At 66.5% G+C, this 1405-nt stretch carries 3 protein-coding genes; all 3 read right to left on the minus strand.

The genetic code is table 11. The features are described 5' to 3' along the window. Positions 1–502, minus strand: a 502-nt coding sequence (locus ACOVRJ_RS10460; protein WP_422043790.1) for an IS66 family transposase zinc-finger binding domain-containing protein, incomplete at its 3' end; no start/stop codon positions are given. A gap of 75 nt (positions 503–577) precedes the next feature. After that, positions 578–910 (minus strand): IS66 family insertion sequence element accessory protein TnpB, encoded by a 333-nt coding sequence (tnpB, locus tag ACOVRJ_RS10465; protein ID WP_422043791.1) that lies wholly within the window; start codon positions 908–910, stop codon positions 578–580. Next, a complete protein-coding gene (gene tnpA, locus ACOVRJ_RS10470; RefSeq protein WP_422043792.1) occupies positions 907–1272 on the minus strand; it encodes an IS66-like element accessory protein TnpA in 366 nt (121 codons plus the stop codon). The genes tnpB and tnpA overlap by 4 nt, the downstream gene beginning before the upstream one ends. Positions 1273–1405 lie beyond the last annotated feature (133 nt).

Below are 1405 nucleotides of genomic sequence, written 5' to 3' on the forward strand. Positions count from 1 at the left end.
CTTGGACAAGTACCTCGCAGCAGCGGCACACCCACTTGCCGCGGATGTGGCGCTCCACAGTGAACAGGCCCGGCTGGTAGTCCAGCTTCTCGGCCACGTCCTCACCGATGCGCTGCATGGGCTTGCCGCAGCGGCAGTCGGTGGCCTCGGGCTCGTGGTGCACATCGCGGCGCGGCAGGTGCGCGGGCAGCGCCTGGCGCTTCGGGCTTTGCTTGCCGTCGCCGTTCTTCGGGCGCGGCTGCATCTGCTCGATCTCGGCCGCCACGGCCGCCAAGTCAGTGTCCAGCGTCTCGTCGAGCAAGCTCTTTTGCTCGGCGTTGAAGGCCTCAGACTTGGCAGCGAATTTCAGTCGCTTGAGGATGGCGTTCTCGTGCGTGAGCTTGTCGATGACGGCCTGCTTGAAGGCGACGGTCTGCTGCGCACCGCTCAGGGCTTGATGCGCACTGCGGAGCTGCTGGCGCAGCTGCTGTTCATCAAGGGTGTCGAAGTCGTCGGTGATCACGGAGAGAGATCGTGCCGGGTTGGCACGATGTGCGCATCGGCACTTGTTGCAATTGCGCCGGTTTAAAGCAGCCCACTACAGCAGTGTGATGACGCCGGCCTCGCCGATGCGCTGCCAGGGCAGGCCCAGTACGAGCGCGTCGAGCTGCGCGCGGCTCATTGCCAGGGTGCTGCTGCCGGGTTGCGGCCAGGTGAACTTGCCTTGGTGCAGCCTGCGCGCCGCCAGCCACACGCCAATGCCGTCGTGCACCAGCACCTTGAGGCGGTTGGCCCGCTGGTTGGCGAACAGGTAAGCGTGGTGCGGCCGGGCTTCGCCGAAGACCTTGACGACGCGCGAGAGCGCGGTCTCGGTGCCGGCACGCATGTCCAGGGGCTCAACGGCGAGCCAGATCACATCGACCCGGATCAACGCAGCAACTCGCGGGTCCAGGCGGCCAGTTCCGGCGCTGCGCTGACCGGCCAAGTGATGCTCAATGCGAGCGCGCCGCGGTGCAGCTCGATGCGGATGTCGGTCGCCGCGGCTGCGGGTGCGGCGGTGCGCAGCCCAGTCGGCGCCGCCAGCGGCAATGCGATGAATGCTGGTGGCTTGGCTGGCGTGACGACTGCACCCTCACGGGCGAGTTGGCGCCAGCGGTGCACGATGTTGGCATTGATGCCGTGGGCCAGTGCAACCTTGGCCACCGACGCCCCGGGTTCGCAGCACTCGGCCAGCACCTGTGCCTTCTTCGTCTCGCTATACCGCCGCCTCGTCAGTGTCTTGTCGCTTGTCATCGTGTCCACCTAAGTTACGTGGACACGATCCTTGCCGCTGAGGGCGACGACTTCAAGGTGACTTGGCCGGACGCTTACCGCTACACAGCCGATTGCGCCGCGCTGCGGCACGCCCGCGGCGTTGCTCCAACTT

The sequence above is a fragment of the Roseateles sp. genome, assembly GCF_049240545.1.
GTDB lineage: Bacteria > Pseudomonadota > Gammaproteobacteria > Burkholderiales > Burkholderiaceae_C > Paucibacter_A.

Excerpts from the sequence above, each read along its gene's own strand:
- tnpA (WP_422043792.1), bottom strand. The coding sequence starts at position 1,272 with ATGACAAGCGACAAGACACTGACGAGGCGGCGGTATAGCGAGACGAAG.